Annotated in this window: 24 protein-coding genes, 1 pseudogene and 2 riboswitches; of the genes and pseudogenes, 6 read left to right on the forward strand and 19 right to left on the reverse strand. The window is 40.9% G+C overall.

Going from position 1 to position 24,180, the window contains the following annotated elements; all coding sequences use genetic code 11:
• Positions 1-2: 2 nt before the first annotated feature.
• Entirely contained in the window at positions 3-512 is a 510-nt protein-coding gene (gene ectA, locus HM131_RS18510) for a diaminobutyrate acetyltransferase (RefSeq protein WP_085031170.1), read from the reverse strand.
• A gap of 483 nt (positions 513-995) precedes the next feature.
• Between ectA and HM131_RS18515 the strand changes: the two genes are divergently transcribed.
• From HM131_RS18515 to HM131_RS18525, 3 genes are all read left to right on the forward strand, one after another.
• Complete coding sequence (locus HM131_RS18515; protein WP_085031171.1) at positions 996-2,510, forward strand: glycine betaine uptake BCCT transporter; 1,515 nt, start codon at positions 996-998, stop codon at positions 2,508-2,510.
• 126 nt (positions 2,511-2,636) lie between these two features.
• A complete protein-coding gene (locus HM131_RS18520; protein WP_085031172.1) occupies positions 2,637-3,179 on the forward strand; it encodes an alpha/beta hydrolase in 543 nt (180 codons plus the stop codon).
• A gap of 209 nt (positions 3,180-3,388) precedes the next feature.
• Positions 3,389-3,820: a hypothetical protein gene (locus HM131_RS18525; protein WP_332308720.1), complete on the forward strand. Its 432-nt coding sequence runs from the start codon at positions 3,389-3,391 to the stop codon at positions 3,818-3,820.
• 75 nt (positions 3,821-3,895) lie between these two features.
• On the opposite strand, the gene HM131_RS18530 is transcribed toward HM131_RS18525, so the two are convergent.
• From HM131_RS18530 to HM131_RS18540, 3 genes are all read right to left on the reverse strand, one after another.
• Positions 3,896-4,195: a rhodanese-like domain-containing protein gene (locus tag HM131_RS18530; protein ID WP_085031173.1), complete on the reverse strand. Its 300-nt coding sequence runs from the start codon at positions 4,193-4,195 to the stop codon at positions 3,896-3,898.
• Between the two features lie 148 nt (positions 4,196-4,343).
• Entirely contained in the window at positions 4,344-5,804 is a 1,461-nt protein-coding gene (locus HM131_RS18535) for a CoA-acylating methylmalonate-semialdehyde dehydrogenase (RefSeq protein ID WP_085031174.1), read from the reverse strand.
• 37 nt (positions 5,805-5,841) lie between these two features.
• Positions 5,842-7,038 (reverse strand): iron-containing alcohol dehydrogenase, encoded by a 1,197-nt coding sequence (locus tag HM131_RS18540; protein WP_085031175.1) that lies wholly within the window; start codon positions 7,036-7,038, stop codon positions 5,842-5,844.
• A gap of 212 nt (positions 7,039-7,250) precedes the next feature.
• Between HM131_RS18540 and HM131_RS20820 the strand changes: the two genes are divergently transcribed.
• On the forward strand, positions 7,251-7,418 hold the full coding sequence (locus tag HM131_RS20820; RefSeq protein ID WP_157130867.1) for a hypothetical protein: 168 nt from the start codon (positions 7,251-7,253) through the stop codon (positions 7,416-7,418).
• Here HM131_RS20820 and HM131_RS18545 read toward each other — a convergent pair.
• From HM131_RS18545 to HM131_RS18610, 14 genes and pseudogenes are all read right to left on the reverse strand, one after another.
• Complete coding sequence (locus tag HM131_RS18545) at positions 7,415-8,212, reverse strand: energy-coupling factor transporter transmembrane component T family protein (protein WP_085031176.1); 798 nt, start codon at positions 8,210-8,212, stop codon at positions 7,415-7,417. The two genes, HM131_RS20820 and HM131_RS18545, sit on opposite strands and share 4 nt — an antisense overlap.
• Complete coding sequence (locus HM131_RS18550) at positions 8,196-9,692, reverse strand: ABC transporter ATP-binding protein (protein WP_085031177.1); 1,497 nt, start codon at positions 9,690-9,692, stop codon at positions 8,196-8,198. Before HM131_RS18550 ends, HM131_RS18545 begins: the two co-directional genes overlap by 17 nt.
• A 14-nt stretch (positions 9,693-9,706) precedes the next feature.
• Positions 9,707-10,285, reverse strand: a complete 579-nt coding sequence (locus HM131_RS18555) for an ECF transporter S component (protein ID WP_085031178.1) — start codon at positions 10,283-10,285, stop codon at positions 9,707-9,709.
• A 31-nt stretch (positions 10,286-10,316) separates the two neighbouring features.
• A complete protein-coding gene (gene tenA, locus HM131_RS18560) occupies positions 10,317-11,003 on the reverse strand; it encodes a thiaminase II (protein WP_085031179.1) in 687 nt (228 codons plus the stop codon).
• 762 nt (positions 11,004-11,765) lie between these two features.
• A riboswitch (TPP riboswitch) is annotated at positions 11,766-11,870 on the reverse strand.
• Between the two features lie 26 nt (positions 11,871-11,896).
• The gene (locus tag HM131_RS18565) at positions 11,897-12,814 is read right to left on the reverse strand and encodes an aldo/keto reductase (protein ID WP_085031180.1); all 918 of its coding nucleotides are present in this window, start codon (positions 12,812-12,814) and stop codon (positions 11,897-11,899) included.
• Between the two features lie 82 nt (positions 12,815-12,896).
• Positions 12,897-13,910, reverse strand: coding sequence for a ThiF family adenylyltransferase (locus HM131_RS18570; RefSeq protein ID WP_085031181.1), 1,014 nt, complete (start codon positions 13,908-13,910; stop codon positions 12,897-12,899).
• Entirely contained in the window at positions 13,910-14,674 is a 765-nt protein-coding gene (locus HM131_RS18575) for a thiazole synthase (protein WP_085031182.1), read from the reverse strand. The genes HM131_RS18570 and HM131_RS18575 overlap by 1 nt, the downstream gene beginning before the upstream one ends.
• A gap of 3 nt (positions 14,675-14,677) precedes the next feature.
• On the reverse strand, positions 14,678-14,881 hold the full coding sequence (gene thiS, locus HM131_RS18580) for a sulfur carrier protein ThiS (RefSeq protein WP_085031183.1): 204 nt from the start codon (positions 14,879-14,881) through the stop codon (positions 14,678-14,680).
• Positions 14,878-15,999 carry a glycine oxidase ThiO gene (gene thiO, locus HM131_RS18585; RefSeq protein WP_085031184.1) on the reverse strand — a complete coding sequence of 374 codons (1,122 nt, stop codon included), beginning with the start codon at positions 15,997-15,999 and terminating at the stop codon, positions 14,878-14,880. The genes thiS and thiO overlap by 4 nt, the downstream gene beginning before the upstream one ends.
• Positions 15,983-16,594 carry a thiamine phosphate synthase gene (locus HM131_RS18590; protein ID WP_198162682.1) on the reverse strand — a complete coding sequence of 204 codons (612 nt, stop codon included), beginning with the start codon at positions 16,592-16,594 and terminating at the stop codon, positions 15,983-15,985. Before HM131_RS18590 ends, thiO begins: the two co-directional genes overlap by 17 nt.
• 89 nt (positions 16,595-16,683) lie before the next feature.
• Positions 16,684-16,792, reverse strand: a riboswitch (TPP riboswitch).
• A 186-nt stretch (positions 16,793-16,978) separates the two neighbouring features.
• Positions 16,979-19,369 carry a M14 family zinc carboxypeptidase gene (locus HM131_RS18595; protein WP_232324821.1) on the reverse strand — a complete coding sequence of 797 codons (2,391 nt, stop codon included), beginning with the start codon at positions 19,367-19,369 and terminating at the stop codon, positions 16,979-16,981.
• Between the two features lie 236 nt (positions 19,370-19,605).
• A complete protein-coding gene (locus HM131_RS18600) occupies positions 19,606-20,157 on the reverse strand; it encodes a hypothetical protein (RefSeq protein ID WP_085031187.1) in 552 nt (183 codons plus the stop codon).
• Positions 20,158-20,290: 133 nt separating this feature from the next.
• Positions 20,291-20,508: pseudogene (locus HM131_RS20825) on the reverse strand (Fe-Mn family superoxide dismutase); the annotation flags it as partial.
• 64 nt (positions 20,509-20,572) lie between these two features.
• Entirely contained in the window at positions 20,573-21,538 is a 966-nt protein-coding gene (locus HM131_RS18610) for a M20/M25/M40 family metallo-hydrolase (protein ID WP_085031188.1), read from the reverse strand.
• A gap of 233 nt (positions 21,539-21,771) precedes the next feature.
• Between HM131_RS18610 and HM131_RS18615 the strand changes: the two genes are divergently transcribed.
• Both HM131_RS18615 and HM131_RS18620 read left to right on the forward strand, forming a co-directional pair.
• Complete coding sequence (locus tag HM131_RS18615; RefSeq protein WP_085031189.1) at positions 21,772-22,314, forward strand: hypothetical protein; 543 nt, start codon at positions 21,772-21,774, stop codon at positions 22,312-22,314.
• Positions 22,315-22,530: 216 nt separating this feature from the next.
• On the forward strand, positions 22,531-23,325 hold the full coding sequence (locus tag HM131_RS18620) for an SDR family oxidoreductase (protein ID WP_408607080.1): 795 nt from the start codon (positions 22,531-22,533) through the stop codon (positions 23,323-23,325).
• A 43-nt stretch (positions 23,326-23,368) separates the two neighbouring features.
• Here HM131_RS18620 and HM131_RS18625 read toward each other — a convergent pair whose 3' ends face one another.
• Positions 23,369-24,097 carry a TspO/MBR family protein gene (locus HM131_RS18625; protein ID WP_085031190.1) on the reverse strand — a complete coding sequence of 243 codons (729 nt, stop codon included), beginning with the start codon at positions 24,095-24,097 and terminating at the stop codon, positions 23,369-23,371.
• Between the last annotated feature and the right edge of the window lie 83 nt (positions 24,098-24,180).

Raw genomic sequence — 24,180 nt, forward strand, 5'->3', positions numbered from 1 at the left:
TATTATTTTAGTGGTCCGATTCTGAATGTATTTTCTTGTTCATGATCGTTCTCATCACCCGGAAAATCATCTTCGCTGAAACACACACTAATGTCACAAGGGACGTCTTTACTGTTTGCGTACCCTTTAAAAAGCTTTTGCGAAGGAATATTGGAAGGTGAAACAGTAGCTTCAATATACTTCACGTCACGACAGAAGCGACGCTCCAATATATGATCGATCATTTTAGTCGCCAGACCTTGGCCTCTCTCTGATTTAGCGACAGCTACCTGCCAGATGAATAAAGTATCCGGTGAAGATGGGTTTATAAAACCGGATATAAATCCAACTGTATCTTCTCCATCTTTCACTACTACTGAGGTTTCATTGAAATATTCACACCACAGCAAGTAGCTGTAGGAGGAATTCAAGTCGAGGATAGGGATATCCTCAATCAGCTCATAAGCCGATGCCCCATCCGATTTTTCTGGTTTGGAAAATTGATAGTTTACATTTTTGGCCGTTGTTTGGATAAAATCACCTCAAGTTTTTTCTGAAATTTCTGGCAAGTGCACATTTAGACATTAATAAAGCTACTCAATTTAGTCAAAGCCGCTTAACAGCGGTTTATGAAGCAAAGTCTTGAAAAACAGAAGTGAATGGTAATTTTTAGGGTGATTGCTTTAGTAAAGGCTGTTATAAGCGCATATTCTCTACTTTTTATAAATGTCCCTATTAAAACTCCTATTACATGAAGGGTTTAGAACATTTGAACTATTTTGTAAAAAGTTTATGAATTAATAAAAACGGCCTATATGCGCTCGGGGCAATATTTCACCGGATTTCATGGTAAGACTTTTCACACACAAAAGAGACTGTCTTTCGCCAGAGACTCTCTTTTTTTGGAGCTCTTTCCGAACGCTTTTGTTTAGGCACCCATCCTATGGGTATAGGAATAGATGTAGAACAACAGTGAATTTTGTCTTTTGGATGGAATTCGCGGGAAGGAGAGTGGAATGAAAAAGATCACTTCTGTATTTTGGATTACGTTAGCCATTACACTAGCTGCATCGTTTTGGGGTGCCCTTGCTCCAAAAAGTTTCGAGAGCATTTCTGCTAATGTGAAGGGCTACATATCCGTTCATTTCGGCTGGTATTATCTATTAATTGTCACGTTGTTTGTCATTGTTTGTTTGTATTTAATCTTTAGCCCTTACGGAAAGATTAAACTTGGTAAACCTGATGATAAACCTGATTACAGTTATTCTACATGGTTTGCGATGCTCTTTAGCGCAGGCATGGGAATTGGACTTGTGTTTTATGGGGCCGCCTCACCTATATCCCACTATATAAAAACCCCTCCCCTTGCTGAACCAGGAACAACAGAAGCCATCCGTGATTCAATGCGCATCACTTTTTTCCATTACGGGGTTCACGCATGGGCCATTTACGCAATTGTTGCTTTAGTGCTTGCCTATTTTAAATTCAGGCACGGGAAACCTGGTTTAATCAGCGCCACCTTAGAACCGGTTTTTGGTGACAAAATGAAAGGTGGCTGGGGAAAAGCTATTGACGTCATCGCCGTCTTCGCAACCATAGTCGGTGTTGCGACAACACTAGGGTTTGGTGCGGCTCAGATCAATGGAGGATTTACGTACTTACTAGGGATTGAGAAGCAGTTCTGGATCCAGCTTGTTATTATCGCTGTGGTAACAGTCCTATTTATGCTGTCCGCCTACACAGGACTTAGTAAAGGGATTAAATACTTAAGTAACGCAAATATGGCATTGGCAGCCATTCTTTTTTTCACTATGCTGGCTATCGGTCCTACTGTCTATATCGCTAACACATTCACAGATACGTTGGGATCGTACATCCAGACGCTGCCTACGGAAAGTTTACGTCTGAATCCTAATGATGCCGAAGAAAAGCAATGGATCATGGACTGGACGGTATTTTTCTGGGCATGGTGGATCGCCTGGGCTCCCTTTGTAGGAATCTTCATCGCCCGCGTGTCAAAAGGCCGCTCCATTAGAGAATTTTTATCCGGTGTTCTTCTTGTCCCTTCTGTTGTCAGCTTCCTATGGATGACAGCATTCGGAGCAACAGGGATTAAAACTCAGCAAAATGGTGCGGACATCGCAAGCCTTCCAGATGAACAAGCTTTATTTGGTGTTTTCGATCAGTTCCCTATGAGTGTCTTTTTGTCAATCGTAGCGATGATGCTTGTTGGAACATTCTTTATTACATCAGCTGACTCAGCGACTTTCGTACTTGGAATGCAGACGACAAACGGATCGCTGAACCCTCCTAAAACCGTGAAGTTTGCCTGGGGTGTTGCCCAATCCACAATTGCTGCTGTACTGCTATACACCGGCGGATTGACAGCCTTACAGAATGCGTTAATTTCTGCCGCCTTTCCGTTCTCGTTTATTATGCTGCTAATGGTGTTCTCCTTATTTAAGGCGCTGAACGCGGATAAACGTGCACTTGAGAAAGGTTATGATAAAACAGAGAATAAGTCTGCTTAATATTAAAAGAACTCCCACTCTCAACTGGTAATTGAGAGCGGGAGTTTTATTGTATCTAGTATTTATTTTAGAAAAACACATTAAAGGGTACTATTATAAAAGTACTACTTTAAGGAAGTGATCCTATTGACTATAGGTTGTCTGTTCATTCATGGATTTGGCGGAGCACCTTACGAGCTGGACCCCCTTTATGAAGAAATAAAAAAACATACCGACTGGATGTTGAAAATTCCTGTCCACCCGGGTCATGACGAAGGCGAGTCATTAAAAGAACGAGAATACACAAAATGGGTGAACAGGACTGAAGAAGATTTAAAGGAATTAAAAGAGAGTTGTGACACCATTTATTTGATCGGTTATTCTATGGGTGGTGTAATGGCTGCTTATCTTTCAACACGACACAAAGTAGATAAACTTATTCTTTTAAGTACATCGGCTCATTATATCGATGTTTCCCAAATTGCCGAAGACATTTGGAATATGGTTAAGGATGGATTACGAGGAAATTTAATGGAAAATGACCTATTCCAGAGGTATATCAGACGCATGGGATCTGCTCCTATGAGTGCTTCGATTAAGTTCCAAAATCTGGCAGACGAGTTTCGTCCTTATTTTGAAAAAGTCCAAACATATGGTCTGCCACGGGACCTGAACAAAGCGACCTCCTAAAGCTCTGTGGTGAATTTTTGGTGATGGAGAAGCTTACTGAACAATGATTATAGAGTAGGTAAGAAGCGGAAGCTATGTATTAGCCATCGCTTCTTCATATTAGGATTTTCTAGTTATCTAGGAAAATGATGTAAAATACCAATAATTTGTGTTTAATTATGGAAACCTTTAAATTATACTGAATGAAAGCGCTACTTGAAAGGATTGTGATGAATAAAATGTTATACATATGGAATATAGAGAGAATCATAGATAGTATATTGAAAGAGAACAATTTAGATATTAACTATGAAATTAATAACAATTTGAAAGCTCCGATGAGTTTTAACGTATCGACAAATACGATCAGTTTTAATTATCTTCAAGTGAATGGTTATATGAGTAAAATAAGAATTAAAGAAACCGAAGAAAACTTGGTCAAAATCATTACTTATCATGAAATCGGCTATTATTTAACGTTTAAGAAACATAGACACGATTTAAGGACGCTTATGTATGGAGAGGATGACGAAGTAACAGCACTGCAATCTGAGATCGAGACAAATGCGTGGGAATACGGCAGAAAATTGGTTCCGGAAGATTTACTTGACTCCTATGATCAAGTACGTGAAAGAGATAGCATGCTGTTGCAGGGGTTATAGGACATAAAAAAGAGAGCTGATCGTTTAATGTTTGATCAGCTCTCTTGCTTATTGGGATCTAAAGCCGAATAGAGTCTATTTTGTGACTTTTCCATCCCATGCCTGCATGCCACCTTCCATTGTCTTCGCCTGATAACCTCGATCGTTTAACAAATCAGCTGCTTTATCCGCGCGCTTCCCAGAACCACACACTGTGATATACTCTGTATCTTTGTCGAGCTGATCTATCTTTTCTTCTACTTGGTCTAAAGGGATATGATGAGCGTTTGGAATCATTCCCTCTTCTACTTCATCCTGTGTTCTTACATCAATTATTTCTGTTTCAGCTTGATCTCTTCGTTCTTTCACTTCATTAGGGGCCACTTTTGATGCCATACTTAAAACCTCCTCATTTTAATATCATATATTCACTATTACCCGATAAGGTATATCGAAAACATTGATTCTTATAGTAATAGGGGTTTTTAAACTCAGGTATTCAATGTAAGGAGGATGCAACCAATCCTTAGTGAAAACAAGTTATTTAAACCCAACGGGTAGTTAGAACTTTTTTCCGAGTATAAAACTCGAGCCCATCTTTCCCGTTGGCATGAAGATCCCCATAAAACGAATCTTTCCATCCTGAAAATGGGAAGAAGGCCATCGGGGCCGGCACTCCAATATTAACACCAAGCATTCCCGCATCAATGGTTTCACGGAATTGTCTTACATTTCCTCCGTCTTTCGTAAATAGACAGGCCCCATTAGCAAACCTGGATTGGTTCGTTAGTTCAATCGCTTCATTTAAATTCTTTACTCGACTGATCGATAAAACTGGTGCAAAAATTTCATCCTGCCAAATCTTCATTTCTTTTGTTACGTTATCAAAAATTGTCGGGCCCACAAAATACCCTTCTCTTTGCGCTTCCTTATCATTACGGCCATCCCGAACAAGAGTTGCACCTTCCTTTTCACCTAATTCTATATATTCGAGTGTACGTTCTTTATGGTTTTCACGAATAACAGGACCCAGGAAAACTCCTTCATCCAATCCGTTTCCTATTTTGATCTCGTTTGCTTTTTGAACAAGCTGCTCGATAAATGAATCAGCTACGGATTCTTCCACGGCCACCACAGAAGCAGCCATGCATCGCTCTCCGGCTGAACCGAATGCGGCATTAAGAATTTGAGTCGCAGCATTACCCAAGTTCGCATCTTCTAATACAATGGAGTGATTTTTCGCTCCTGCTAAGGCCTGGACTCGCTTTAAATTCTCCGTTCCACGTTGGTACACATATTTCGCTACCGGTTGAGATCCTACAAATGAAATAGCAGCTACATCTTTATGATCCAATAACCCGTTGACGACCTCATGAGCTCCATGAACGATGTTAAACACACCTTTAGGTAAACCAGCTTCTTCAAAAAGTTCTGCCAGACGGTTAGCAAGTAACGGTGTTCGTTCAGATGGTTTTAATACAAAGGTATTGCCCGTCACGATTGCCATCGGGAACATCCAGGCTGGGACCATCATTGGAAAATTGAAAGGAGTTATTCCACCGACCACTCCAATGGGGTAACGATACACGCCGGACTCTAACCCATCTGCTATCGACGGAAGCTGGTCTCCCATCATCAAGGTTGGCGCCCCGGCAGCAAATTCTACATTTTCAATCCCCCGCTGGACTTCCCCTTGTGCCTCTTTAAAGCTTTTCCCATTCTCAATCGTAACGATTTCTGCCAGCTCATCCCAATGATCAACGAGCAGCTGTTGATACTTGAATAAAATGCGTGCGCGTTTCGGTACAGGGACTTCTTTCCAAGTCTCGAAGGCTTCACTGGCAGCTTTTACCGCACGATCGACATCCTCCTCTGTGGATATCGGCACATTTGCAATCACATCACCTGAGGCAGGATTGTAAACGGCTTCGGTTTTATCTGTCTCAGCATCTACCCATTCACCATCAATATAATTTAGAATCGTTTTTACAGTTGTTTGTGTCATTGTATTCCTCCTCATTTTTTCAAAAAATTGTATCGTGTTATCTCACTTTCCGTTCTAATGAAAAATCATAGTTATAGCAATCTCTATAGAGAGATTCAATTTCTAATTGAGTAGGCACTCTTGGGTTGTTGGTAGGGCTACCACTTTCTAAAGCATCACCTGCCATTTTACTGATAGCGCTTTCAAACACTTGTTTATCAATTCCCCATCTACTTAAATTAGGAATCTCTAATTTCAAGCACAATTTTTTAACAGAAGTTACGGCTAAGTCAGCTGCTTCTTCATCCGAACACTCTTTCGCTTCTTCAGAAAAAATCCTTCCTAAGTCCGCTAATCGTTCTATCGATGATTCTTTACTAAACTCAAGTACAGCAGGTAATAGCATTGCATTTGAATAACCATGAGGAACGTGAAATAGCGCGCCAATCGGCCGTGACATCCCGTGGACTAAACACACAGAAGAGTTGGAAAAAGCAATTCCACCTTGTAAGGCTCCAAGTGCCATCGCCTCTCTCGCTTTGACATTTTCCCCGTCTTCATAAGCTTTCTCAATGTTGTTTACGATCAACTCCATAGAAGATAAAGCAATTAAATCCGTCATAGGATGAGCCTGATTGGAAATATAAGCCTCTATGGCATGACTAAGCGCATCAATACCCGTAGCAGCGGTGACATGCTGAGGTGACGTCAAACTCAAAATTGGATCGACAATAGCCGTTTCAGGCAAGAAGGCGGGTTGCTTAATCATCATTTTCACCTCATTTGAGGTATTGGTGATGATCGTGACATCTGTTGCTTCAGAACCTGTTCCCGCTGTGGTTGGAATCGCAATGTGCGGGATTGATAATTGATCAGCCACTTTTCTTCCACCCATATAATCTCCAATATATCCTCTATTGGTTGCCAAAACGGTCACCGCTTTTCCCGTATCAATGCAGCTTCCCCCTCCAAGCGAAATAACTACGTCACAATTTTTGAGCATGAATAATTCTAACGCTTCTTCTACATAAACATCTGTCGGCTCTGACTGTACTCCCAGGTAAACTTCGCACTCAACCTCTGCATTTTTTAGATACTCAACACCTTCTTCTACATAACCCAGACTTTCCATCACCTTATCGCTTATGATAAGAGCTTTCTTCCCCTTACTTGCGGCTTCTTCACCAACTTTTGTAAAGGCATGCCGTCCATAATTGAGCGTCTTAGGCATACGAAAAACAGAGTATGGGATCATCTTCCATGACCTCTCCTTTCTTTTTCTACTCAAATCCTTAACCAACTCTTCCCATTACAAAAATTACCTTCTTTAATTAAGTTCCCTTCGACTAAAGAAGACAGATTCCTTCATAAGATCCAATTGAATAATCAAAATGAGAATTTTTTACCGTTTTATATAGAATTTTGTCCCTTACACAAAATATAACTATTAAAAGGTTTTGTAGGGTTATGATCAAAGTCGCCCAGTTACTTGTAAAGTGTTTAGAAGACGAAGGAGTCTCATCTATTTCAGGTATGCCGGAAGAAGAGAACATCGACCTTTTAGAATTTTTATTGCGTTCCTTAAAGGTAAGCTTGGATTATCATAAAAGCTACGTGGATAAAGCTCCCAATTAGCCTTCATAACGAACATCAATGATTGAAAAATACGGAAAATGAACAGATGTAAAATAAGCTATTGAAATGATTACGGCTAAATAAAGCAGAAAGATGACATCAAACTTAGAAAACCCTATCTTGTAGAAGAACGTCCGCTTGTTATGATTAGAAAAACGTTTGGCTTCCATAGCCACCGCAATCCGATAAGCTCGTCTTATACTCTGGGAAAGAAGAGGAATCGAATAAGATTTTAGTTTATGATAAAAACCTCTAATCCCTTTTTTATTCTGAACTCCCCGAACCTCCAAAGCATAATGTAGGGTCTGCATCTCTTCAATCATCAATGGAATCAGCCTGATCGCTGCCATAAAGCTATAAGCATACTTCGGTTTCATCTTTACCTGCTGCATCAAGGAATAAAATAAATACACCGGTCTAGTAGTCAGCGCAAACACCACTCCTAAAATCGCAAAAATAATGCCTCGAAAACCTAAATGTAACCCTCTGAAGAAACTTTCTTCGGTAATGTGCACCAACCCCCATTTGATCCAGGTGATCTCTCCTTTTCCAAAGAAAATCATCGAGGTGGATGAAGTAAGAAAGATCAAGAGGAATGGGATGGATATATAGAATAGCCGCTTCCATGGCTGGCCAGTAAAAAATAGATAAAGAATGAGAATTCCGACCAAATAATTGAGCAGAAAGTTTGGGTTATGAACCATTAATAGATGAAGGAATAGCAAGATAATGATAAGTAATTTAACACTTGGATTGATTTTGTGAAGCCACGTTTCTTTATAATATATGTCCATAGCGTAAGTTGGCCTCCCTTATGGAATTACCAGGTTGTGCGCTATTTATATATTCAGATGAGGACATTTCCTTAGTGAGTTCACCATTCTCAACTAGCCAGACTTTATTCGCGAAGTGTTCCACAATATTTAAGTCATGCGTTACCATAATGATTGTATTTCCTTGAGCTCTTAACTCTTCTAGGTGCTCTAAAATTGCAAATGTGTTTTTCGCATCCTGGCCAAATGTAGGTTCATCCAACAGGATAATCGGCTGTTCTCTAACAATTGACGCAGCTACGCTCAACCTTCTCTTCTGTCCCATAGATAACTGATAAGGATGGGTTTGTTTGTGTTTGTCCAAATGATAAACTCCCAGGAGCTCGTCCACTCGTTCTGAAATTTTCTCCTTCTCCCATTTCTCTAATTGAAGGCTGAAAGCTGCCTCCTCATATACTGAATTTGTTACGAATTGTAATTCTGGGTTTTGAAATACGAAGGCAGCATAGTCAGTAAAATTATTAATCTTTTTGTGATTAAGCCCAAGGACACGGTAGGTACCCTTTGTTTTAATCAATTTCATCAAGGCGAGTAATAGGGTGCTTTTTCCTGCCCCGTTCTCACCAAGAACGGTGATCCATTCCCCTTGCTTGGCATTTGCCTCTTTCACCCTGAGTGTTTCGGCTTTTCCTCGATAAGCAGAAAATCCAGATAAATGGATGACAGCTGTCTCGTCATTTATTTTATCTTGATGGAAAGCTCGAGGCTTTTGTTGAACATAATCCTCCCACACACCGGGATACCATATTCCTTGTTCCTTAAGTAAGCCCTTATGGTGGTTAAAAATCTCCTTTGATCCATCAGCTATAACTTCTCCGTTCTCATCCAGGAGAATGACCCGATCAACAAAGTCAGCAACCTTTTCAATTTTATGTTCAACAATTACGAGCGTTTTGTTTTGACCTACGTTTTTGATGGTCTCCCATACTTGCTTGGTTCCATCTGGGTCGAGCATCGCTGTCGGTTCATCTAAAAATAATACTTCCGGCTCTAAAGCAAGTACTGATGCGATAGCTAATCGCTGCTTCATGCCGCCGGATAACGCTTGAATTCTTGTATGAATGTCTTCAAATTCTAAGCCAACTTGACTCAAATAAAGTCTAATATAATCTTCCATTTTTTCTCGCGGAATCTGAAGATTTTCAAGGACAAACGCTATTTCCTCATCTACATAAGGCATACAAAATTGTGAATCAGGGTCTTGGAATAAGAATCCCCAGGAATAGGGACATATTAGATGATCTGCTTTCATCGGTACATCCACTGCCTTAGGAATGAGCCCTGATAAGACTTGTAAAAGCGTTGACTTTCCTGAACCAGATGGTCCTATGATCAATACCTTTTCTCCCTTGTTAATAGAAAGGGAGAAATCCTTGAACAACAAGGACTCCACTCCTGGGAATTTCAAACGCACATTGTTCATACTAGTTATCGTTGTCATAAGAATTCCTCCTGCTAGCCTAACGCTTTGTAATCTTCTTTAGAAGCTGGACGTACAAGACTCGTGACGCCAGTTCTTTCTAACGCTTGAACAATGAGGTAAGCAAAGATGCCGGATATTAAAACGGCTCCTATTAATCTAGCTCCAAACATGATAAGCAGATTCCAAATTGCCAAATCAGCAATGTATCCATAAAAATAGTCAATTCCAATAGAAGCTAACGCAGAAGCTACCCCTGCTAAAGACGCAGCGAGCATATCAAATCGTTTATACCTGAAAGCAGCAAAAATGAGTTCAGCAGCAAGACCCTGTCCTAAACCAAAAATCAGTGTGGCTACTCCCCATTCACCGCCGAAAATAAATTCACCCTGGGCAGCAGCAACTTCTGCCAATAAAGCTACTCCTGGCTTTCTGATAATAAGGTAAGCGACAATTGCTGCAATGAACCACATGCCATAAATCAGCTGCTCCACGTGTAGCCCTAATGTAGAAATCACACCATACAATGGACCCCAAAGTTTATAAATCACTCCAAATATCAATGCGATGATGATCGTTACTAAAATATCTGTTAATTTCAATCCTTTTTCCATTGCTTCTAGTCTCCTTTTCCTATAGATAGTTTCAACCGTCTAATAGATTAGATTTGTTCAGCCACATCTTCTTCTGATCGGCCATCTCCCAAAAAAGATATTCCAGTTTACTCGTATGAATAAATATTTCTTCCAGGTATGCTTTCTCATGTTCCGGCTTATCAACTGCAAGACGGTCCATCAGGTTTTTCATATTTTCAGCAAGCTTTGTGAACTCATCGGATGCGTACATAGTAATCCAATCCCCGTATCTTTCATGTTCACTTGCTCCCTCTTTTTGATTCAAATCCAGTCCTATGAAATTGTAGCTCCATGTACAGGCAAGCACGCAGGCAACAACTTCTGCATCTGAACCTTGATGAGCCTTGTTTAGCATATAGCTTGTATAGGCTAGTGTTGTGGCGGAAGGGTCTGTGTTTTCTAACTGTGCTCGGCTGATTCCTAGTTTCTTCGCATAAGTTCGATGAAGTTCCATTTCCTCATTTAAAGTAGAGTGCAGTAAATCAGCAAATTGGGTCATCGTTTCTAGTGTGGTTGCTTTCACACTTCCTAGAGCAAATACACGTGCGTAGTCAATTAAATATAAATAGTCTTGTTCTATGAAAAACTTGAATTTATCTAGCTCCAAACTGCCTTCGCCTATCCCTTTAACAAAAGGATGTTCAAGGTAAGCCTCCCAAATAGGTTTGGCCTTTTCATAGAGTCGATCTGTAAACATGGCGCTTCATCCTTTCTTGTTAATCAACATAAAATATATACCTGCATGAATTCATCCCACTATATAGCAGTATTCTGGAAGATTCGATTCCGAGATGTCATGGGTTTGATTTGTAATAGTGTTAGGGATGGCTGGAAAATAACTCGCTTTCCTGTGGGGGAACTGCCGAGCCTCGGTCCATCTCCCACGGGAGTCTCGTCATTTTCCAGCCATCCCAGCTATAATTAATCTCTCAAACCCACCTAGTTTTAGTATTAGAGTGAGGCTAATTGAATTTCTATGAAGAAAGATCTTGAAATCCATTTCAGTCCTATTCTGGCAGGATAAACGAATATATTTCCATAGTGAATCATCTGTATTCAGTGGACTGTTTCTACTTTTGCATACGTTTCCGTTCCGCCAAAAAATAGCAAGGTGAGAGGGGAAATGGTGAGACTCCTGCGGGAATGGTATGGCTGGCAAGACCCCACAGATTGGCAAACCGAGGAGACTTGCCGTCATCCCCGCGGAAAGCGAGCCATTTCCCCTCTCACTTTTCCTGGTACTAGAAAACGGAAACAATCTCACCAAAGTAAATAGTCATCTTGAAACTGAGTCTTAAGGATTAGGAGGCTTTATTGGAAGAACGGTATTTTCTTGTTTAACTAAATGTGACCTAATCACCACGATGATAGGTAACAGAGAATCCAACTAAAAAAGCCCGCTCCTTAAGGAAGGAGCGAGCTTGAAGTTTGAAAATCTATGATTATACGAAACTATAACCGATAACTCGCTTCACTTCCCTACGCTAGTATGAGCTAGATCAGGTTATAAGGGTCAAAGCTCTGCGCTTCTCTCAGTCAAGTCATGACTCCCCTAGTGAAGTTCTCATATATAATTGTTAATCAAGCCTTTTATGGTAAATCATTCCCTGCCGCACGATATAGCTCATACCATTCTTGTCTAGATAGCTCGATGTCAGACGCTTTTACAATATCTTGCAAACGTCCCTTGTTCATAGTGCCGACTACTGGCTGAATATGCGCAGGATGACGTAATATCCATGCAGTAGCAATCGCTGAATCCGTCACACCTTTTTTCTCTGCTAGTTCTTGCAGTTTGGCATTCACTTCAGGGAACGCTTCATTTCCAATGAACGGACCTTCGATCATGCCATGCTGGAACGGAGACCAGGCCTGGATGGAAATATCATTCAAGCGGCAATATTCAATCACGTTACTGTCTCGCACAATGGCAGGATCATTTTGCATATTTACATTGAACCCAGCATCAATCATCGGCGTATGTACGAGACTCAATTGCAGCTGATTAATGATCAAATCATCTTTAAGATATTTGCTTAACAATTCCATTTGCATCGGGTTCTGGTTACTTACACCAAAATAACGAACCTTCCCGCTTTCTTTTAACTCCGTAAATGCTTCTGCTACTTCTTCCGGCTCCATGAGGGCATCTGGTCGGTGCAGCAGAAGTGTATCTACGTAATCCGTTTTCAATCGGCGCAGGCTGCCTTCGACGGACTCTAAAATATGATCTTTGGAGAAATCAAAAAAGCCTTTACGAATTCCGCATTTGGTCTGCAGTTTCATTTTCTCTCGAACGTCATCGTTCATCCCGATCGCATCAGCGAATACTTCTTCTGACTCACCGCCGCCATATATGTCAGCGTGGTCGAACAAATCAACACCGCAATCCAACGCATTTTCGATAACTTCAGCTGCGTCTTTTTTACTGAGTTCGTTCATCCGCATACAACCTAATGAAATTTCGCCAACTTCTAATTCACTGTTTCCTAACTTAATCTTTTTCAAGATAGCCACCTCTTTTCTGTTAATGATTTTATCCTATCATTTTGAGGTGAGAATAGTAATTGATACAGCTTCTGGAAAATTGTTAAGCTCCTACATAACGTTCATAAAGTTTTTTAGCCTCACCAGCATCATTAATTCCATGAATCAAGGTTCTTCCATCTTTGAAAACGACAAACCTGATTCCTTCAATTTCAAAGATAAGCAGCTCCTGATTCTCTTTCACTTTGCTTGTTACAGAAACAATCCGCCTGCGCAATTGTGAAAGGGAACTTATCCCTCCCTCTGGTCTGACTTGCACAGTGTCCCTTCCACAAAGTACAGCCGTCTTCATGCCTTTTTCTTTTTGCAAATAAGGGAATGTGGCATTTACAGAGCATGAAGGACATTCTGGATTTAACAGCTTCGTTACGTTGATGGAAGAGTGGTCCCCTTTCCAGACGTCAAAATAAACCAGCTCTGCTGACATTTCATGCCCTGTCAGGTGCTTTAAGCACTCTGTCGTTTGGTATGAGGCAGCAAGCTGCACTGCAGGACCAATGATTCCAACCGTATCGCATGTTTCACCTTCATGAGGCAGATGTTCTATCAGACACTCTAAACAGGGAGTCTTTCCAGGTCTTATAGGGAGGGCCACCCCATGGCTCTGAACGCAGCCTCCATACACCCAGGGGACCCCCGTTTTGGCGGCAGCATCGTTGATGATGAACCGAGTAGAAAAGTTATCTGTCCCATCCACAACGATGTCTGCAGATTTGACTAATGCCACAGCATTTTCAGGGATGAATTCCTCTGCGATTCCGTTAACATCAATCTCAGAATTGATCTTTTTTAAACGATATTCCGCCGCTTTAGCTTTTGAAAGGACTTCCATAGCATCTTCCTCTGTATAGAGGTGCTGGCGGCTCAAGTTACTCCATTCGATATAGTCGCGGTCAATGATGGTGATTTTTCCAATACCTGCTCTAGCCAGCATTTCTGCATTTGCACTTCCCAAAGCTCCAGCACCAACGATAAGCACATGTTTGGTAGAAAGAAGCGCTTGACCCTCTTTTCCAATTGGAGTAAAAAGTTCTTGGCGTGAATAACGGTCTGGCATTAGTCGACCATTCCGCTCTCAGGACTACTTTTCACAGCATATTCCTTCATCGGTATTCTTCCTGCTTCGAAGCCAAGACGTCCGGCTTGAACGGCAAGCTTCATCGCTTCGGCCATTTTCACGGGATCCTTAGCCCCTGCTACTGCAGTATTAAGCAGAACACCGTCTGCTCCAAGTTCCATAGCCAAAACCGAATCCTTTGGGGATCCTATTCCAGCGTCAACTATGACGGGGATGTCTGATTGTTCAATGATCAGCTTTAAATTAGAGGGGTTAATGATTCCCTGCCCAGACCCTATAGGGGAAGCTCCTGGCATGACTGCGTGAACACCTTTCTCCTCCAATCGTTTTGCTAACACGACATCATCCGACGTATAAGCTAAAACAGTGAATCCTTCTTCTAAAAGTTGTTCGCAGGCTTTCATTGTTTCGAATGGATCTGGCAGCAAGGTTTGATCGCACCCAATGACTTCAACCTTAATCATGTCACAAATACCGGATGCTTGAGCTAGTCTTGCTATTCGCACTGCCTCATCTGCTGTTTTCGCTCCTGCCGTATTAGGAAGCAAGGAATAGTTCTCAAAATCAAGATTCTCCAGCATACTTGGCTCATCAGCATTTGAAAGATCCATTCGTCTTACAGCAAACGTCAAAATCTCTGTTTCAGATGCTTTCACTGCATCCCTTTGGATATCGAAGCTTGGGTATTTTCCCGTCCCTAACATCAAACGTGAATGAAATTCTTTATCTCCAATTTTTAACATGGATTATCCTCCTCCTACAAAATGAACAATTTCTACCTTATCTCCATCTGCAAGCCTGGTGTTCTCATAGCTGTCTTTTTTTAAGATCTCCCGGTTGTGCTCGACAACGGAAAACCTTTTTCTAACGTTAAAACACTCAAGCAAATCGGCGACTGACGTTTCATTCTCTGACAAATCTATCGTTCTTCCATTTACAATAACGTTCATAACGTGACCCTCCTTTCATGAGTTGCAAGTCGCCCGGGGGATAGCATTTCTTTTTCAGGATAGGGAACTTCATTTTCTACTATAAAATCTCTGATCATCTGTCCAGTTACTGGAGCAAGCAAGATTCCATTGCGGTAATGCCCTGTAGCAAAATAGAGACCTGAAAGATTCGGATGTTCACCGATAATCGGCAAGTCATCTACGGAACCTGGTCTAATTCCTGACCAGCATGCCTGAAAAGGTTCATCCGCCAATCCTGGGAGAACAGCAAATACGTCATTCATTAACCTTGCTAATCCGCCGCCGGTTGTTGTGGTGCTCCTGTCTCTCGGAATCGAAGTGGCTCCTATGACGTAACGACCATCCAGTTTAGGCACAAGGTAAAAATTACGGAAGAACAATGTTTCTTTGAAATACTGCCTGGCAGGAAACAAAGAAAAACATTCTCCTTTCGTAGGGACTATCGGATTTTCAAGCCCAGTCGCTTCAAACCAGCGCCCACTGTCAGCTCCTGAAGACACAACTACTGTCTCAGCTATAAGAGTTCCTGTTTCAAGCTGTACCTGATACCCTTCATTCACCTTTTCGATCCCAAGTACAGTATTGTTTTCTATTAGTCTACCTCCATAAAAAAGTGCAGCTCTCTTGAACGCCTCACACGTATTAGCAGGCTCAACATGACCATCTTCTTTCATAAACAGTGCCCCGCCTGTTTTCTTAATATAGGGGTAGCGATGATTCATTTCCTCTGCCGTAATCCAATCTAAGTCAGGAAATTCTTCCTTTTTGGCAGCCAGTTCTCTTTCATGTTCTGAGTCCACAGAAATTTCAATCATTCCATATTCAGAAAGACCAATATCAATTGATGTGAGGTTTCGCAGCTCTTTCGATAATTCCTTATATAAGTTCCGACTTGTCTCGCAAAGCTTATGAAATACACTCGCCTGTTTATTTTCCGTATGAACACCGAGCATACCAGCCGCTGCTCTTGTGGCTTTACTTCCACTGGATGACTTTTCAACGACTACTGTTGAAACGCCACTTTTATTCAGGTAGTAGGATATCGAATGACCAATAATCCCTCCCCCGATGATGAGAGTTTCAACGCGATCGGTCATAAACCAAAGCCTCCTTTTTATATTTTTTCACAGCTTGAAGTGGATTCTTTTCACCGAAGACACCTGACATCACCGCTACACCTGTTGCGCCAGCTTTTGCTACCTCTTTCATATGGTGACTATGAATGCCCCCAATCGCTAGGACAGGAATGCTAAGTGAAGAAGTCATCTTTTGAAGCAGTTCCAATCCTCGTGGAGCCACACCTTTTTTACTATTGGTGGAATAGATATGTCCAAATATCACATAATCAGCCCCATCCTTCTCAACTTGATGAGCAGACTCCAGAGAATGAACAGAAACCCCGAGAGTTATATGTGGAAAAGTACGTCTAACTTCTCTGAGAGAATAGCCTTTTTCCGGCAAGTGAAGGTTTCGAATCCCTGTGTCTTTTACAAGAGAATAATGCCTATGAACATACAGCTTTTCTTTTGGAAGCCCACATTCTATCAAACGATTCACGAGAGAGAGGTAGTCCGGAAGCGCTTTTTGTTTTTCTCTCAGAATGACACCATCAACATAAGGCGAGATCAGAAGAATCTTAGGTACCAGCTTATCTTCTTCCTTTTTTCCATCGGTTACAGCAATTAGTTTCAACCCAAACACTTCCTTTATTTTTGAGCACAAAAAATGCCACTCTCCCGGAGGAAAGTGGCATGACTTATAGAATACACGTCACGTGTCTAAAGCTTATTTCGTCACTTTCCTCCGCTGGTTTAAACCAGTTCAGGTTCAAAGAGTCTCAAAGTTAAACTTTGATCTCAGCCCTTAACAAGGGCACCCCTAGTGAATGAACTATTCAATTGGCATTTGACTTCACTCTACAATAGATTTAGTTTTTCGTCTACACAATTTCTGGAAATGTTTAGGATTAGGACCAATAGACCACAACTTATCCATTATCTCGATGATAAAGGGACTAGTATATATTCCAATTTATGGATGACCTGAGGTGGTAATTAATGGATCTATTCTGTTTATTTATTTGGTAAAAATCGCGTTGGAGAACAGGCGGAATAAGTAATCGGTATGGTCTCGGAACCCTGCTTCAAGTCCGATTAATGTTACGTCTTGATCTTTTTCATTTACGATTACAGGCTGTCCCTGTGCTCCTTCACGGTTTTCCCAGTGTCCAGCAACAAAGAAAACATCCGTGTTGTCTAAGGAGGCGTGGACGTTTACCGATTCAACGTTTGTGTACCATACGGGTTGATAGACAAAACCATAATCAGTGGACTCATATCCAGAAGTTAGTGGTGATGGACTATAGTCAACTCTTACGATTCCATTGCTGTTAGAACCGGCTGTATTAACGGTCACCTCTGTTAAGCCAAGCTGTTTCGTTGCTTCAGATCCACCAGTTCCTACAGCAATATATTTGCCGCCATCTTCTACAAAGGATTGGATATTTTGTTTAAATGCTTTATATTGGCTCTCATCTTCAAGCCCGAATTCCTCATTCGCAGTAGAATTGTTATAAGAAATCATGCGGGACGTTCCGCTGAAGAAGAAAACATCTGTATCCCGGAGCCCTTCTGCTGCAAGCTGCCGTGGTGTTATCTCTTCAACATCAAACCCTAATCGTTGCAGAGCAGCCAATGTGCCTGCATGCGATTGTGATTTGTAGATGCCGCCATCTTTGAGGACGGTCACTTTTTGAGCATCCAGTGTTTCACCCTTCACCACGTCTTCAGTCTTCACAGTAATGCCCGACTTCTCAACCAGTTTTCTCAATTCAGGGGTTTCCTTCGCATTCACGTAGAAATGATCTTTCCCTTTTTTTACATCAAACCCTTGATCTATCAGTGTATTGACGAGATTGACTGCTTTCACAGAAGAATTGGGAATTACATACGGGCCATCACCGACCAAGTCACCGTCCGTAGTTACCTTCTTAACATCATGCACTTTCACGTTAAACGAGCTATCGGCATCGACTTCGATCGCTTCAAATCCCCATAATTCAGGTAAATTCCAAGCCGAAATATCATACATAGCCGGTGTAATATCGGTAATATCTTCACCATCCCATAACATCGTGTTTGCAAGTCCTGCTTTTGCCTGGCTCATATCCACGATGTAAGTTCCAGCAGGATAGTTCACCCCATCATAAGTGAAATCTTTTTTAGAGGAAGAGACTTGAATATCGTTGAACTCAAGATGTTCTACCGCTTTTTCTGTTGCTGTCGGATCCTCTTTATCTACAGGTAAAATATAGGCTTTTGGAAAGAAGCCTTCTGTATGATACGGATGGTCAAATTGAATGCCTCGTTTAAATACCTCAATCTGATCTTTGATCATTTCTTCTTTGTTTTGGTTAGAAAATTCAAGTGCTCCCATGACGGCATCATAATGCCATTTCACGCCATCCCAATCATTGGTTGGCGCTTCAAGCGTATAGCCGTATGCACCGTGGTACATCGCATACATCGGAGTAAAAATTGGCGGGTAATCATCCCAGCCAGCTGTATCATCACGCTGAGGGATATAGGTGCCTTTCATGGATTGATAGTCAACATTTGACGTATTGTCGTACTCACTGCGGTGATCCACAATATTTCCTTCCATGGCCTTTGCCTGGTCCATTGCCCAATTCGAGAATAGATCATATTCATAGTTAGGGTTATGCGGTGGTGTACATGGTTCAATTAAGCCAGGGTTGTCAGGTCCCCCGTAGCCTTTCACATAACCATGTAAGTCAAGGAAGACCATTGGATTCCATTCTTTAATTAGATCTACTGTATGTCTTGTTTCAACTTGGGATTGTGTAATAAAATCACGGTTTAAATCAAAACCATTGCTGTTAAATCGAGTCGCATCAATGCGACCGTCAGGGTTGGCAACTACATTGAAAATTAAGATGTGATTTTCAAGCAGTTCTTTTGTTTTCTCATCTTCCGCTGTCACGAATCTCTCAATCAATTGTAACGCAGCGTCAGAACCTACGAATTCTGTACCGTGAATGGATGCGTTAATCATTACAGGCACTTTAAAATCCGGATGTTTCTCGATAAATTTATCAGCCTTTTCAGGGTTCTTAAACATTTTCTTTCTTAATGATTTTTGATAGCCATACTTCCCTTTCTCCGTGGGATCAGAAATCGTTACTACATAAAGATCATTTCCTGCAGAAGATTTTGCAGGTGTTTCTACTGTGATTCGATTACTTCTTTCATCAATCTCTCTAAGCTTGTCATCCACTTTCGAATACTTCACAAAATCATAGTTTTCACTATTAAATAGACTCCCATCTTCTTCGTCCAACGTTTCATTTACGTTGACGTTATGCCATTTCGGCGAATCTGCTGAAGCCGTTATCGGCACAGCAAACAACCCGAGGGCCGCTATTCCAGCAATAAGTTGCTTCTTCATTATGTACCTCCTATGTGCTATTAGACTTAATTACTAGTTTATACCAATTGTTACAATAGTTGTATACTTAGATCATCCTGATTTCCGCTAGTTCTTCTGCACCAGGAGTTCCAGCCTTCCCTTTAGATTAAATAGACTTTAATAAAAGTAAAAAGAGCAAAACATTAAGCCTGTCAGTACAATCTAAATTGAATAAGAAAGCGCGATTGCCAATTCAGGTAATCGCGCTTTCTTATTCAATATAATACACTCTCAATTTCTGCTTTCAATCTACTATAGTTTACTGGATGACAAAATTTATTAATAGTTGAAAGAGAAATAGTCTTCTGTTCTGTAAAATGTTCATTGAGATAAGAAGTTGAAACAACATAAAAATCCCAGCGTTTCACATCAAGAACATCGTAATTCGATTTGTCTTGATCTGTGTAAACGCAAAAGATATAACAATCCGAATTTCGTTTCGATTCAGAGCTCATTAAACCTGTGGCAGTATCCCATGCTCTTGCTTTAGGTATGTTAAAAACAATTTTAGACGGTTGCCTTTGCTTCCAAGATTGAATATAAGCAGAAGACTTAACCTCTATAAGGTTTTCAATATATACAAAGTCAGCCTTATCCCATTCAATCCGGGGGTCACTTGTTAACCCTAAAGCATACCCAACCAAAAACTCTGCTAAAATTCCTCGATTTGTATTACTTAATAAATCTGAATATGCCCAACGCCAAAATTCCTCCACTGTAGTTTCCGTGCCCTTTATTTGTATTCCTTTAGATATCTTTGAGTTCAAACTATTACTCCCATAATTTTAATTGGTTGCTTCTAATTACTACTGACTTAAACTATTCTTTTAATATGTAGATAACCTTTTTCAGAAGTTCAAAACAGGGGGACTGCTAGTAAGCAGTCCCCCTGTTTTAGACTTAAAACTTCTTCCATTTCACTTGTTTCGCTCCTTTGTAACGGTCCTCAACACACTCCAGTTGACCACATTCCACCAGTTATCCACGTATTTCTCTCTATTATTTTCATACTGCAAATAGTACGCATGCTCCCAAACATCGAGCGGCAGCAATGGAATCACGTCTCATTGACTTAAGTTTTGATGTTTCTCTGCCTGTAAAATTTCCAGACGATGAGATGAGGTACACCTTCTTGTAATATAAAAAAGATCTCCGCTTGAAAGGAGATCAGTTGTAATTCTATTATTTAGAAGTACTCGTTTTGTTCATGAACTTCAGCAAATCCGTGAGCAATGTACTAAACGTCGATAAGTGCTCCTGAACCCGGTCAGGATACTCTTCCTCAATAAACTCTAGCGTATCATTTTCCGTATGCCATATACCTCCATGTTCTACTGTTTGTTGATAGCCATCCAGATCGCCAATTTCCCAATTTGTTGCTTCCAAATATCCATAAGGAATGCCTTTCGATTTAAACGGAGCATGATCACTCCAATCCCCTGTTGTACCCGCTGGATAATGAGGGTTGAGACCTGGATTGGTTTCTACATCTAACTTCTTCTTATCGGCAATAGCTAACGCCTGGTCGCGAATGAATCCATCTTCTCCGGCATTTCCATACACATACATTTGATCTCCTACAGCCAGGCTGTCTAAGTTAATCATGCCTATGGTGTTTTCAATCTCTTCTTCTGACATATGATTTGTATAGTATTTAGAACCTTGTAACCCTACTTCTTCTGCTCCGAATGCAATAAATACAATAGAATATGGAGTCTTAATATTCTTTAAAACTTCTGCCGTTTCTAGTAGGACCCCTACACCTGAAGCATTATCATCTACTCCGAGTCCGGCAGAAACGGAATCATAGTGAGCCCCTACAATAATCTGTTTGGTAGATTTGCCTTCTTTATAAGCAACTACATTGGATGAAGATTTTGTAGAGGAATAATCAAACTCCTGAACTTCTGTGTCCAAACCGACTCGGTCAAACTGTCCCTCGATATACTCGGCTGCTTTTCTTTCATTTTCTGACCCTGCGATTCTTGAACCAATGTCATAAGCTAAATACTCCATATGCTTATAAGCCATGGCTCCATCTTTATGAGCGAGTGATGGGTCATATGTAACAGGATTCGCAGAAGCATTGCCGACGATTGTAAGCATTCCAAAGATTAGTGTAAATAGCATAACTGAAATTTTTTTCATTCCATTTTCCCCTTTCATAATTTGGTTTTATTTGTAATATTTTAATAGATTATGTAAGTAAAATGAACGGATTCGACAAAATGAACAAAAATAAGCGAAAAATAGAGAGAGAATTAGCTTCTATTTGACTTCAAAGGAATTTAATCTTTAATAAAAGATGTTAGAAAAAATGTTTCACTCATACATTAAATGGAAATATGTACCGTGAAATTCATTTTAGGAGGGAGTACCATATGGACATTCGAGAATTGCTAGACGAGAAAAGGGCCGTATTTGAACTGGAAAATGACATTCAGCATAACACCCAGGAAGTATTTGACCTCATCAAAGATTTCACCAACCAACTGTGTGCTGGCCAGCAAGACGCCATCCTCAACATGGAAGGGAACACCATCTCAGTCGCTGCCTACAACAGTATGTTAGGAGTAACCAAATTAGAGGACGTTTCAATTCTGCGCGATCCTGATCTGATCTCGGAATCAGGAGTAGAAGCTTTGAAGGAAACGACAAACTGGAAAAAAGTTGCTCTTCAAGAAGGAAGAAGTGAGTATATCACAGGCCTGATTGTCTTCCAATCTAAACATGAGTCACTTGGAATTGAACAAGAAATCGGTCGTCTTTACGTGAACAAGGACAAAACAGTGACCTTTAAAGGACTAGTCGGCGGCAATCGGATCGAAGTTATCGAGTCGAATGAGATCGATTCCCGCTTACCGGAGATTCTACAATCTACTTTGGAAGATGCATTCTTTGAAGGGTGCACGTACTGGGAATAAACCCTTCTAATCAGCAAATGATCGACTCAGTAGGTACAATTGTTTTAAAAGGAATAAGGCCCCTCTTCCAATCGGATTAGGGGCTTTTTTTAATGATTATTGCTATTTTCTTTTTCCAAAACCTTAGATAATTTTCACCTCCATGGTTACATTCCTATAACCTGAGGGTAAAAATCCTCTATACACGTGTTCAATTACGGAAGAAGGAGATGGATCATGATGTCCCACAATAATAAGTTAGAAGGAAAAGTAGCTTTAGTGACTGGAGGCGGCTCAGGAATGGGGAAAGCATCAGCCATTCAGCTTGCTAAAGAAGGAGCAAAGGTTGCGGTTATAGACATTAAAGAAGAAGACGCACAGGAAACGAAGAAAGAAATCAAGTCTATTGGTGGAGAGGCATTTATTATTGAAGCTGATGTTTCTAAAGAGGAAGAAATTCAACAATGTTACAAGCAGCTCATCGACCACTTCGGAAGATTAGATATTATTTTTGCCAATGCGGGCATTAATGGGAAAATCACCCCGATTGAAGATATGGCTGTAGAAGATTGGGACAACACTTTGGAAACCAATTTAAGAAGCACTTTCTTAACTGTGAAACATTCGATTCCCTATATGAAAAAAGAAGGTGGCAGCATTATTATTACAAGCTCCGTAAACGGAAATCGCGTCTTCTCCAACTTCGGGTTTTCTGCCTACAGCTCATCGAAGGCCGGACAGATGGCTTTTGGTAAAATGGCTGCTCTGGAATTAGCGCGGTATCAAATTAGGGTTAACATTATCTGCCCTGGTGCCATTCAAACAAGTATCGATGAAAATACACACCCTGAGGAGGGGGCACTTGAAAAAATTAAAATTCCTGTAGAGTATCCCGAGGGAAATCAGCCTTTGCAAAACCGGCCAGGACGTCCTGAAGAGGTGGCTGATCTTATTGTATTCCTGGCTTCTGATTCTTCAAGGCACATTACAGGAACAGAATTGTATATTGATGGAGCCGGCTCCTTGCTTTAAACAAATCTAAAGCCCCTTTCCAAATGAATGGAAAAGGGCTTCATTATCTTCTTTGCTTAAACGCAAAGATCACAGTTATGACCAGGAGAATCGCTGCTAAGATGTAAGCAGAGTACACCACAAGCGGTACATCAGCATCCTGATTTTTTACCCCTATTCCAATGAAAGCCCAGACAAACACTAATGGGTACACCCAGTCCTTTTGAGTGTTCATAAATATAAGAGCCAGAAAGGTTGCTACGATTAACAGCAAGAACGTCCAAATTGAGGCAGAAATCCCAAAGCCATCCCAGCCAATGTAGGTCAGATAGTAACTTATGTTGGCAATCGTAGCGACGCTGATCCACCCTAGATAAACGGAAAATGGCAGGATATCGAAAAAAGAAGCATTTGCGGCCTTCAATTTTACATATAGACGAATAAGAGTGATGAGTAAGAGAAGCATTACAATAACTGAAAGACCAAAGAATTCATAGTGCCACATGAAAATCCAAAGGGTGTTTAAGATAGAACTTAAAACAAATAGACCGCTGGTGGTTTGGTAAACAGGCAGGTTCCTGCGACTTGCAGGGAATTGACGAATGACCCAAACACCTAAGAGGATATAAATTAATCCCCAAATACTGAAGACATACCCAGCTGGTGTGAATAGCACATTCAGCTTGTTTGAAATCTCACCGGTGGTCTGACCATTTAAGGGTAACACATTAGCGAGTCCATTCACGGTTATCACGAGAAGATAAGCGATCAGGTTCATGATGAATTTGCCCATTTAAACCCTTCCCTCCGAAAAATGACTATGATACATAGTATTCCTTCTTCCCCTTGAATAAAACGTCATTCTTTACCTTTGAG

Origin of the sequence: Halobacillus mangrovi, from assembly GCF_002097535.1 — a bacterium.
Taxonomy (GTDB): Bacteria; Bacillota; Bacilli; order Bacillales; family Halobacillaceae; genus Halobacillus; species Halobacillus mangrovi_A.

What these genes read in the sequence shown, in the direction of transcription:
- HM131_RS18570 (WP_085031181.1), bottom strand. Translation starts at nt 13,910, where the DNA reads ATGCCAGACCGTTATTCACGCCAAGAACTTTTTACTCCAATTGGAAAA.
- HM131_RS18620 (WP_408607080.1), top strand. Translation starts at nt 22,531, where the DNA reads ATGATGTCCCACAATAATAAGTTAGAAGGAAAAGTAGCTTTAGTGACT.
- HM131_RS18515 (WP_085031171.1), top strand. Translation starts at nt 996, where the DNA reads ATGAAAAAGATCACTTCTGTATTTTGGATTACGTTAGCCATTACACTA.
- HM131_RS18550 (WP_085031177.1), bottom strand. Translation starts at nt 9,692, where the DNA reads ATGACAACGATAACTAGTATGAACAATGTGCGTTTGAAATTCCCAGGA.
- HM131_RS20820 (WP_157130867.1), top strand. Translation starts at nt 7,251, where the DNA reads ATGATCAAAGTCGCCCAGTTACTTGTAAAGTGTTTAGAAGACGAAGGA.
- thiO (WP_085031184.1), bottom strand. Translation starts at nt 15,999, where the DNA reads ATGACCGATCGCGTTGAAACTCTCATCATCGGGGGAGGGATTATTGGT.
- HM131_RS18625 (WP_085031190.1), bottom strand. Translation starts at nt 24,097, where the DNA reads ATGGGCAAATTCATCATGAACCTGATCGCTTATCTTCTCGTGATAACC.
- HM131_RS18535 (WP_085031174.1), bottom strand. Translation starts at nt 5,804, where the DNA reads ATGACACAAACAACTGTAAAAACGATTCTAAATTATATTGATGGTGAA.
- HM131_RS18540 (WP_085031175.1), bottom strand. Translation starts at nt 7,038, where the DNA reads ATGATCCCATACTCTGTTTTTCGTATGCCTAAGACGCTCAATTATGGA.
- thiS (WP_085031183.1), bottom strand. Translation starts at nt 14,881, where the DNA reads ATGAACGTTATTGTAAATGGAAGAACGATAGATTTGTCAGAGAATGAA.
- HM131_RS18610 (WP_085031188.1), bottom strand. Translation starts at nt 21,538, where the DNA reads ATGAAAAAAATTTCAGTTATGCTATTTACACTAATCTTTGGAATGCTT.
- HM131_RS18525 (WP_332308720.1), top strand. Translation starts at nt 3,389, where the DNA reads ATGAATAAAATGTTATACATATGGAATATAGAGAGAATCATAGATAGT.
- HM131_RS18545 (WP_085031176.1), bottom strand. Translation starts at nt 8,212, where the DNA reads ATGGACATATATTATAAAGAAACGTGGCTTCACAAAATCAATCCAAGT.
- HM131_RS18595 (WP_232324821.1), bottom strand. Translation starts at nt 19,369, where the DNA reads ATGAAGAAGCAACTTATTGCTGGAATAGCGGCCCTCGGGTTGTTTGCT.
- tenA (WP_085031179.1), bottom strand. Translation starts at nt 11,003, where the DNA reads ATGTTTACAGATCGACTCTATGAAAAGGCCAAACCTATTTGGGAGGCT.
- HM131_RS18575 (WP_085031182.1), bottom strand. Translation starts at nt 14,674, where the DNA reads ATGTTAAAAATTGGAGATAAAGAATTTCATTCACGTTTGATGTTAGGG.
- HM131_RS18615 (WP_085031189.1), top strand. Translation starts at nt 21,772, where the DNA reads ATGGACATTCGAGAATTGCTAGACGAGAAAAGGGCCGTATTTGAACTG.
- HM131_RS18555 (WP_085031178.1), bottom strand. Translation starts at nt 10,285, where the DNA reads ATGGAAAAAGGATTGAAATTAACAGATATTTTAGTAACGATCATCATC.
- HM131_RS18530 (WP_085031173.1), bottom strand. Translation starts at nt 4,195, where the DNA reads ATGGCATCAAAAGTGGCCCCTAATGAAGTGAAAGAACGAAGAGATCAA.